This is a genomic window from Paenibacillus sp. Dod16 (assembly GCF_049893405.1).
Taxonomy (GTDB): Bacteria; Bacillota; Bacilli; order Paenibacillales; family Paenibacillaceae; genus Paenibacillus_AQ.
The window spans coordinates 73,160-82,903 of sequence record NZ_JBNDYG010000066.1 but is presented as its reverse complement, the minus strand read 5'-3'; the positions used below and the strand labels follow the sequence as shown (position 1 = coordinate 82,903).

The window sequence follows — 9,744 nt, the reverse complement described above, 5'->3', positions numbered from 1 at the left end:
TCTGCGCATCCTGTGCGCTTACCAAGTTGTTTTCCTTAATAAATTCCCGTAACTGTTGTTTTGTCCAAAGTCCCATGTGTTCTCCCCAACCTTTCTCTTACTTCCATTTTAATGGGTTTGAGAGTTTACACAATATATTTTACAGACTCGTTACTGTGTTACTTCTAGCCCATAATGTCCAGAGGTTGAGGGCATGAGATGTCCTGCTATTAACGGTCAATCTGTCCGCAGCAATGGAGAATAACAGAGAGAATCATGACAATTCTCCCTGAATCACACGCTTGACCATTTGGTCGTCCACAATCCGGTGCTTGTTCTGTGCGCCGTAGATTAAGGCATGTGTACACAGCTTGTTCACCAGCCGGGCGGCTCCGCTAGAGTAACTGTAGATTTCATCCATCGCCGCCTCCGTAAACAACTGTGGGTAATACGTAATGTTGTCACACGCAGGATGTACTAATGTCATAGATAACCTGAAGGTTTGTCATAGAAATCCCATAAAATTCGAGATAAATGCTTATATTAAGGGATTTGAGTGGTTGTTGCTTTAGATTACAATTATTCGGAAAGTGTCTTCTCATAAGATTGAAAATCCGAACGATGAAATAGCACTTTCCGAATCGGAAATTTGGAGAAGTTATGAATAAAATTGGAGAAAACATTCGATTATTAAGAAAAAGAATGGGATTAACCCAAATTGACTTTTCCAAGCAAATAGATATCTCACAAGGGACTCTTAGCGATATAGAACAAGGTCATTGTAATCCCTCGGTTGAAACGGTTCTATCTATACATGAAAATTATGGAGTCAGTTTAGAATTTATTTTAAAAGGAAATGAAGGTAATAAATCAGCGAAGATAATTTTTAAAGACACAATAAGTAATGAGGAAGAGTTAATTGATGTCATGAAAATACTTTCCCATGAAGCCCAATTAGAGATCCTTGACTATGCTAAATTTAAACTAAATAGCACCAAGAAAAAATAACGATACACGAGGTAAGCTATTAAGTCGTGTCTGAAAACACTTCATTGAGTTGAAAATGGCAGCCACGTATACAAACGCCAAGAATGACTTGGCTAGTTTGTCGTAGCGAGTAGCCACACGGCGAAAGTGTTTGATTTTATTGAAAATGCACTCCACTAAGTGGCGTTCTTTATACCGATACCAATGGACGTTCCATGGGTTTTGACTATTCGCTTTAGGCGGGATGGTGTAGGATGCCTGTTTTGCTGTGATCCAATTCCGAATCGCTCCGGAGCCATAGGCTTTGTCGCAAAGAATATGGCTTCCCGTAATGTCTAGCTCCTGCAGCAATTCGATCGCTGGAACGGATTCATAGACTTGACCTCCCGTTAGAAGAAAAATTAGAGGGTTTCCTAATCCATCGACAACAGTGTGAAGTTTGGTTGTCTTTCTGCCACGGCTGACGCCTATGTGCTGATTTACTTCGTGTCCGTCTGCGTTTTTTTGCACCGGCACTGTGTTGATGGGCTTTAACCGATGTTGAATCAATACTTAAGTTTTCAAAGTCAGGTTCGACCTGAAGGGCTTGGAACACTGTGACAAGCAGTCCGCTATCTCGCCACTTGCAGAAGCGACTGTACACTGTTTTCCATGAACCATAGCGTTCTTCCGGTAGATCGCGCCAGGCTGCACCACTCCGAGCAATCCATAGAAAAGCGTTAAACATGGTCCGTTCACTTAATTTTGACGGACGTCCTGTTGTGTAAGGTGGAAATAGATCCTTAATTTGATCCCACTGTCCATCTAACGTAGACGTTTCTGCACAGACACTCACGGACACCTCCGGCTCCGTGAGCACCTGTTCAATTCTTCCCGATTCGTAGCGTTTGTAGGGCACGAGTAGATCCGGGAGCTCATGGTGAATCTTGCGGCATCCCGCACACCGTAGCCTACGAATCACGAGTCGACGCAGCTCACCGCCCCCACCCCGGACCTTCCGCTCCCGACAACCGACAACCGACAACCTCTAATTTTTCTGTGCAGCACGGGCAGGGAACCTCCTCCGCACCCCTCACAAAAATCACCAAGGATCTTTTCAACCAGCGCATACTTTGTTACAATGACCATGTCTAGTGATGAAAGATATTTGCGGCGCGGCCTGTTCCAGCAGGTAACCAACGCCACGGAGGTATCCATTTTCCTTTGTTAGAATACGGTCATTATATCCGGCAACTTCCGGACAGGCAATCCCGCCAGCTTCGCGGCGTTATGGGTCAGCAGAAATATTACTGCTATATAAGTTGAATAAAAGTTCTACCCGAATTATCCTTCATGTCCAAAATCGGGAAATAAAGAGCAAGACGATCTAAAAAGGACGTGAAGAAAATGGGAATTGCGAACGAAATCGAAGCGGTGGAACAAGCCATGAAGCAAACAACAGATAAGCGAATCTATGAGCGTTATCTTGCGATTCGCCTTCGTTTGGAAGGACAGACCCTTGAGCAAATCGCTACAACCCTTCATCGCAGGCGAAAAACCATAGGTGGTTACGTGCATAAATATAAGGATGGTGGTCTATGTGCATTGGAGATGGATCATTCGTCGGGTAAGCCTCCAAAACTGACAGATCAACAAACCGATCAACTTACCCAAGTGCTCATCAACCAGCGTCCAGCAGGCGTTGGATTTGAAGCCAAATACACCTGGACGTTGAAACTTGCCACTCGTTATATTGAACGTGAATTCGGGAAAACATTTAACTTGCGTGGTCTGTCTTTACTTTTATACCGACTTGGGGTTAGCTACAAGAAAGCAACGTACACCTTGGCGGCTGCGGATCCCGAAGAGCAAAAAGAGTTTTGGGAGAAAACCGCAATGGATTTAAAAAAATGCTCATGGACGGACAAATTGATCACTTGCTCTTTGAAGACGAATCCATGATTCGTGCCTACCAGTCCCTGCAGTACAACTGGTTTCTTCGAGGACACCAGCGTCAGGTTAAACGTATGGCAAGCATGAGGGTGCTAAACTCTTTGGAACACTGGACTATGCAACGGAAAAAGTATTTTACCAGGAAAGTGAATCTTACGATGCAAAGGCGTTCATGTACTTCTTGGTATCGCTTCTCACCGAATATTCTACCGGACAAATCATTGTGGTACTGGACAATGGACGTATCCATAAAGCAGCTGCCATTGAAGATTTTCTACAGAATAATCCCCGACTCCAATTTGTGTTTCTGCCCAAATACTCTCCAGATCTAAATCCTATTGAGGGTCTTTGGAAGTGGCTCAAAAGCGATGTGATTCATAACGTTTTCTACGATAAAACGTACAAGATTCGAACGGCTGTCAGCCGATTCATGAAACGTATCAATCAGAATCCATTCGAAGTGATTGATCGACTGTGTCTTAATGTGTAATTATTCAGTTCAACTTATATAGCATACATTTCTTTCCGAAGTTAGAGTTGAAATTGTTTAAATATATTTAATTAATATTTATTCAGCCTTATAGATATGCGTGTAATATCTTTTTGAATATCTCGCCATTTGTTTTTGAATCAAATAAGTCATGAGATGCATTGCAGAAAATAATGTCCTGGCTGATGCTCTGTGACAGATAGGGTTTAATATTATCCGGCACAAATAATCCTAACGTTATTACAGAGTGGTCTTTACAGCGTTTCATAGCCCTGTAAAAGTTAACCAGTTCATAAGGCATTGCCGAGCTACAGAGCAATCGAATGTCTGAGTTTACAAAAGAGTCTTGAATCTTCGGTTCCCTTAACATACCGCAGTCAATCACTATGAAGTTATAATTATGATTTAATTCTTTCGTCATATAGAAGTCAGAACCTTCCATTGAATATGCGTTACCAGATTTATCGGGTTTGAATAACTGAATAATATGAGCTAAATGATTGTTAGTATTTGCCTCAACGTAACATGCACTTCCTCCGTGGGCGTTTATCCAACAAACCAGATTAAATGCAGTTGTAGTCACACCAACGCGCCGGTCGAATCCCGCGATGGCAATCGTAACGTTAGTGCAGTCAAACCGAAATTGTGTTATTTCTTCCACTGGTGATAGTTGATGTATCTCATCTAATGAGATTGACTCTCCTGCAGGATTTCGCCGCAGCATTCCCACTTCGGAAAAGCACACTCGGAGCTCACCTTGTATCATTTCTATAGCTTCAGCAGTAACTACATTCGGAACATCTGCCTGGAGCAGTCCTTGTAAAAAAGGACTGCTCTCCGGCAGCCCTTCCGAAATCACAATAACTCTCATTTCATACATCATCTGAAATGATAAAATTGCTTGCATCATTTCTTCGTCAGTCTCATTTATTGCTCCACGGTCAATTGCTAAATAGCGAACATGACTATAGAACCGCATATCTTTGACAACAAAGGAATTGAGAGAAAACGACCCGATTAGCTTCTTTACTGGCAGTTCAAACTCTTCCTCAATAAAATCAAGCAGATTAACTTTGTTACTACTCGTCAGATATAGAATCATCATTTTACCCTTCCTTCTTGAATAACAAAATGATCCCGATGACCACCAGTCCCATGTAGAAGAAAAGCTCTATGAGCTGTTTCTTTTTGTCCACGCTCATCGTCCTCCTGCTGTTCCCATATAAGCAAACTTATATTCTGGGATATCAAAGTGGACATGCAATCTCTTGGAGCCAATCATCAACAAAGCATGTTCACGCTTTTTGCTAGCAAGAAGTTCCACTTCTGCATCCGTTAGGTTGTAAAGCTCTCGCGTTTCCTGGAGGTTTTTCCCGTCTGTTCCCATCAGCATTTTGATACAAGGAATATCCAAGAGTGCTTGCCCGTACATCTTAACTTCAGGAGCTAGAAAGTCGACAACACTGTGAGAGATAATTGCAAGTCCGGCTTCATATTTTCGAGAGCGTTTCTCTACATTTCGTAAGAATACTAGGCTCTGCGGGACGTTAGGGTCGATCATCAAATAACACTCATCACAGATCAGCAGGACGCGCTCTGTCCGGTCCTGAGACATTTGCTCCCAGCACCAGGATAAGAGGTTAAAGTATTGGGTTCTCTTGATATTCTCAGAAGTATTCTGAAGAGTATGCGTGTCCAAGCAAATGCAGCGGCTATGGGTTTGTATGGTACTGTGACCATTCCATAAAAAAGAGTCCCCACCATGTGCAATATCATGCAGCAGTAGGGACAAATCTTTATAAACTTCATCTCCAAGCTTCTTTTCCTGGCCATGAATCAGAGCGTAGAGGTCAGAAAAAGTAGGGAAGTTGGTGCTGGTTAGTTTCATAATATCCGTGGTCCAAGTAATCTCAAACTGATTATATAACTCAATCAAGCACTGTTTGAGAACAGCTTTTTGCATCATTGTAAGATCAGGGATGTAGAGGTTAAAGAAGATTTCCAGATTCTTCAGATGCAGCGCCATGTCGGACATTCCGTGACCGTCATCCTTATATAATGGAAATTCCTCATTCTCTTCATCGCGGGGAGCTGGCCGAATTTGCAGCGGATTAATTCTACCATTCGATCCACCTCCCGCGTTTATCCAGTCGCCATTTAGCCTCTGGCAAAGCTCCTTATATTCCGACTCTGGATCAATAAAAATAACTTTGGTACCCTTCATGTATTCACTAAGTGCCACATGTTTTACAGCTGTAGATTTACCTACGCCGGCTACGCCCATTATGACGATGTTTGAATTGGTTCGGTCGCCGCCACGTTTCCATGTATCGACGATGACCAATCCGCCGCTAGCGTCCTTAGCGAAATAATAACCATTTCCGTCGTTGAAGCCAGAGCTTGCAAAGGGGAAGCCTCCAACGAAGGTACTCATCGGCATGATTTTATTTAGGATATCCCCAATTTGATCTTGTGCCGGGTACATGGGGGATAGGTGACGAAAGCCCTCTTTTTGAAGATGGGCCAGGTTGCGAATTTTGCAGCGCATCATACTTAAGGTGTTTTCAACACGTCTACATGCGCGAGTGAACTGCTTATCATCTTCCGCAAATGGCATGACCATTATATTCATAAGGCCAACCGTTTCACCGTTTTGGTCAATCTGCATCATAATATTCTCACCGTCCGTAGATGCCTTGTCTGCTCGTTGACGGGTTAGAGGATCTTTAGCACTGTCAGCCATGCTGCGATTTTGTGTAATGGATTTGGATATTGCGGAGATTAAGGCGCTATTGTCTATAGGTTGAAAACCGATAGATACCATGGTAGATGGAATATTGGTTAGAGTGGAGAGCCAACCGACTTCTGCTTTGGGAGGATACTGAATGACGCCATACATTTTAGCTGTTTGTTCACCAATCACAAGGGCATTACGAGAAAACTCCAAGCCCATAGGAGTGATTGCGTTTAAAAGCGATGGATTCACAGATAGAGATGGAAATGTGGGTTTCAAAATATCATTTCTCCTTTCTGCTTATGATCCAGAAGGGGCCACCTGCTGCTGCATTCTTTCGGGCTTCGTTCAGAATAGTCGAGAAATCCCATGCCTGCTCGCTTCGCTTTCTACTAGCTGGATCGGCGACAAGAATTTTGCCTTCAGTGGTGACACCTCGAAGTACCATGAAATGACCGGAGGAAGTGAAATGACCTTTACCCATAATGGCAACAACAAGTTTTCCACTGTATAAGGCATTAATAATAGTTTGTCTGTCTTTTTGAGCTGCACCTTGCACATTCAAACCAAAATGCTGAGCTCCATCAGGAATCAAGCTATGGTAGCTGCCGGTTCCTTCAGCTAAATAACCATTGTCATAGGCCCACTTAGCCATAGTCACAGGATCGATACTTTTATCTGAAAACGTCGATACAACAATTGCTAATGAAGTTGGACCGCATCCAGACACTCCAATGGTATCCCTGGGACCGTAAGGCTTATCTGCCCAACGGGAGTCCATTTGGTTGTAGTAGACAACTTCACGACTTCCATCCTTAAACGTTACTCCCTCATATTGCTGTCCCTGACTTTCTAAATAACCCTCGTCGGTATTTTGTAGAATTTGTGTAAAGCCATAGTCGATACGCATTTCATTTACAATGGGAGCTTCATCAGCCGAGAGCCAAATTTTGAGTGACTCTATGGGGGAGGTAAGCAGTTGTAGAACCATAGCGATGAGAACTAACAAGGTGGCTGCCGGAACTAAAACCAGCAGCAATATTCGTTTGCGAGCTTGTTCGTCGGAATCAATTTTCTGGGATATTTTGGAGAGTAACTTCGCGGTGAAGGGATCCAAATTCTACACCTCCAACTTCGCAAGAAACGGAATCACATTTTCTGGTTCGGTCGTTTCGAGGTGAGTGTAAGAGGGATTGTTAACTAGGTTACATAACTGAACGATGTCTTGCTGTTTTAAAAGTTGGGTCTGCACTTGGCCATCTTCAAAATGCTGGGCAAGCCGTTTGGCTTTGTCCAAGAGCTCCCGTTCAGCCCCCTCATTTTGTCGCTGCCAGAGGATTAAATAAAATTGTCTCTCAACTACTTCACCTGAGAGAGTGAGCGTGTTCATCTCCAACATTTCTTGCCGGAGCAGTTCTTTCTGCTTAGGATCTGCTGTAGAGAGTAATGCACTGAGTTCTGAAATTAGAGGGGATATATCTACAGGGCGGCTTACCGCAAGAAACTTAAATGGAAAGTTGAAAGAAGATAATTCAGCTGTCAGCTTGCTAATAAGCATCCGCTTTTCAGAGGTACTCAATAAATCCAGGCTAATCGGGAAGATCCGTAAATAGCTCATCAGCCAACCGTCTTGTGTATGAAGGAAGTTCCAATGAATGTCTTGTACTTGTACGAATTCTTGTGCTGTTTGCATGGCAAGGTCAGTGGTGATGTTGGATTTTGATTTACTTTTCATGAGGCGAAATAAAACTGCTCCTCCGCCAAGAAGGCAGAGGAGCAGTACAATGATGGGCAGCAGCATAAAAGCAGCACCAACTTTCTATTTTGTTTTTTTCGGTGCAATATGCCAATCAGAGAATAGGTTCCCGGAGATTGTAATCGTTTCTTGCAGTTGAAGAGTCAACATGCCTTCGGGTGTCCAGGCATCCAGAATACGTGTAATTGGGATATAGGGTCCATCAGGGAACCACACCGGCGTAAAGTGCACTCGACTTTGGTAGGAGGAGTATTCATTGCTCTTTAACCAAAAATAGGCGTCTACTCCACCAGATTTCAAGTCATGTAGTCGCCAGTAGGTTTGATAAGAAAACTCCGGGAAATAGGTAACTGCGTGCTGAGCACCGGTGATGTTACTACTAGGAGCATTAGAAGAGATAGCGCTGTTGTTAGATATCTCAATGCCATATCCTGATTTCATCTTACTGGAGGAAAGAGATGGTGATTTAGTATCGGGGACGACTGATTGAGTGGCAGAGAGGGAAGCGAAATAACTAGTCCAGATATAATCCCACCAACCTCGATCTTCCCAATATCCATAGTCTATCCAATAGCCGGTATCTTTTCCGGTACTGTGCCATTGCCAGTTAGAAATCCAGATCCAGTATTCATGCCAACTAGCCGACCAGATTCCCCAGGAGGCAGTAGTTTTTGATGGATAGTTAGGAACTGTAGGGAGATGAAATGAATCGTTACGATCTTTGGCAGTAGGATTGGGTGGGGGATTTTGGTTTAGATCGACAATAGAAGCTGTTATAGAAGAGACACTAAGTGTACCGTTAGTTGAACTCACCTGAATGGAAACTGATTGTGGACTGCTAGGTGTGTGCCATTTTATCCAAACCAACTGACTGTCGCCTTCAGGAATGACGATATTCGTCACTGTGTAAGTGCTGCCCATAATCGCAAATGCAACTCTTGCCGGATTATCAGGTGTGATTTCAGCAGAGGTGGAAAGATGAACGGAGGTAATCACATCGGTATCTGTTCGGTATTGGTAGCTCGTCTGACTGGGGGAGGGGATAGTAGGGACGTTACTAAAGCGGACGATACCCAAACCAAGGGAAGTAATTATTTGATCGTTACTAACACGACTGCTCGTAGAACTATTCCAAGCGGGGAAGCCAAGGTCGGAAGTCTCTAAGAACATTGAAAGTGGTAAATTCTGATGGGTAAGGCTAACCATTTTGGAACGTAAGCCACCGTTTAGAATTTGATCGTATAATGCAGTTTCATGAGCTGTCATTCCTATAAAGCCACCTTCAAAAGTAAAGTAGGCTATCGGCTCTAAGAGCAGCTTATAGTTGCCAATCGTTAAGAGGTCATAGTCTATTGCTGTATCATTTGAAATCATTTTTATTGCTCCTTCAGAGCAAAAGTACTTTTTTATAACCTCGATATTCGTTATGCCTCCACCTGAACTGATGATCTGAGGAATTGGCAGTGCGGGGGTTTGGTAAGCATATCCTCCAACTCGAACACTAAGATTTGTTCCATTGCGATATTGCATTTTGCTGACTTTTCCAAAATGAATTAAGTTCGATGAAGGTTTCTTATTTGTATAATCCACAGGAGTAGATACTGGTGCTTCATCTGATACACGAATAACTGTCACTCTAACCCCATCGTAGCCAGGTACCCACTTATTTTGGGACGTTCCAGATCCCATGTCGCCTCCGCCATTATCAATATTCCCATCACCAGTGCCATCAGCAAAAGAAGTAAGCTGAAAAAGGGAAAGCGCAAGTATTGAAGAAAGAAGAAATAATAGAAGCCGGTTCAAAAGATTCACCTCCAAAAATAGAAGGGGCTGTCCCATAAGTAGATTTTTACGAGCGGAGAAAGA

Annotated in this window: 8 protein-coding genes and 3 pseudogenes; 2 read left to right on the top strand and 9 right to left on the bottom strand. The window is 43.2% G+C overall.

The window, feature by feature from the left end:
- Both ACPV3A_RS33795 and ACPV3A_RS33790 read right to left on the bottom strand, forming a co-directional pair.
- Positions 1-76, bottom strand: a 76-nt coding sequence (locus ACPV3A_RS33795; protein ID WP_426204179.1) for an oxidoreductase, incomplete at its 3' end; no start/stop codon positions are given.
- Between the two features lie 177 nt (positions 77-253).
- A complete protein-coding gene (locus ACPV3A_RS33790; protein ID WP_375103644.1) occupies positions 254-466 on the bottom strand; it encodes a hypothetical protein in 213 nt (70 codons plus the stop codon).
- 173 nt (positions 467-639) lie between these two features.
- On the opposite strand from ACPV3A_RS33790, the gene ACPV3A_RS33785 reads away from it, so the two are divergent.
- On the top strand, positions 640-987 hold the full coding sequence (locus ACPV3A_RS33785; RefSeq protein WP_375103643.1) for a helix-turn-helix domain-containing protein: 348 nt from the start codon (positions 640-642) through the stop codon (positions 985-987).
- A 54-nt stretch (positions 988-1,041) separates the two neighbouring features.
- Here the strand turns inward: ACPV3A_RS33785 and ACPV3A_RS33780 are convergent.
- Together ACPV3A_RS33780 and ACPV3A_RS33775 are read right to left on the bottom strand one after the other, a co-directional pair.
- Positions 1,042-1,801 (bottom strand): annotated as a pseudogene (locus tag ACPV3A_RS33780) (IS5 family transposase); the annotation flags it as partial.
- Positions 1,784-1,990: pseudogene (locus ACPV3A_RS33775) on the bottom strand (DUF6431 domain-containing protein); the annotation flags it as partial. The pseudogenes ACPV3A_RS33775 and ACPV3A_RS33780, both read right to left, overlap by 18 nt.
- A gap of 362 nt (positions 1,991-2,352) precedes the next feature.
- Here ACPV3A_RS33775 and ACPV3A_RS33770 point away from each other — a divergent pair.
- Positions 2,353-3,388, top strand: a pseudogene (locus ACPV3A_RS33770) (IS630 family transposase).
- Between the two features lie 88 nt (positions 3,389-3,476).
- On the opposite strand, the gene ACPV3A_RS33765 reads toward ACPV3A_RS33770, so the two are convergent.
- The 5 genes from ACPV3A_RS33765 to ACPV3A_RS33745 form a co-directional block, all read right to left on the bottom strand.
- A complete protein-coding gene (locus ACPV3A_RS33765) occupies positions 3,477-4,493 on the bottom strand; it encodes a hypothetical protein (RefSeq protein WP_375103642.1) in 1,017 nt (338 codons plus the stop codon).
- Between the two features lie 93 nt (positions 4,494-4,586).
- A complete protein-coding gene (locus ACPV3A_RS33760) occupies positions 4,587-6,401 on the bottom strand; it encodes a VirB4 family type IV secretion system protein (RefSeq protein ID WP_375103641.1) in 1,815 nt (604 codons plus the stop codon).
- Between the two features lie 4 nt (positions 6,402-6,405).
- Positions 6,406-7,239 (bottom strand): C39 family peptidase, encoded by an 834-nt coding sequence (locus ACPV3A_RS33755; protein ID WP_375103640.1) that lies wholly within the window; start codon positions 7,237-7,239, stop codon positions 6,406-6,408.
- Between the two features lie 3 nt (positions 7,240-7,242).
- A complete protein-coding gene (locus ACPV3A_RS33750) occupies positions 7,243-7,923 on the bottom strand; it encodes a hypothetical protein (RefSeq protein WP_375103639.1) in 681 nt (226 codons plus the stop codon).
- An 18-nt stretch (positions 7,924-7,941) separates the two neighbouring features.
- Entirely contained in the window at positions 7,942-9,690 is a 1,749-nt protein-coding gene (locus ACPV3A_RS33745; RefSeq protein ID WP_375105450.1) for a hypothetical protein, read from the bottom strand.
- Between the last annotated feature and the right edge of the window lie 54 nt (positions 9,691-9,744).

Bases quoted from the DNA above. Each gene is read 5' to 3' on its own strand.
- ACPV3A_RS33790 (WP_375103644.1), bottom strand. From the start codon at position 466: ATGACATTAGTACATCCTGCGTGTGACAACATTACGTATTACCCACAG.
- ACPV3A_RS33765 (WP_375103642.1), bottom strand. From the start codon at position 4,493: ATGATGATTCTATATCTGACGAGTAGTAACAAAGTTAATCTGCTTGAT.
- ACPV3A_RS33750 (WP_375103639.1), bottom strand. From the start codon at position 7,923: ATGCTGCTGCCCATCATTGTACTGCTCCTCTGCCTTCTTGGCGGAGGA.
- ACPV3A_RS33785 (WP_375103643.1), top strand. From the start codon at position 640: ATGAATAAAATTGGAGAAAACATTCGATTATTAAGAAAAAGAATGGGA.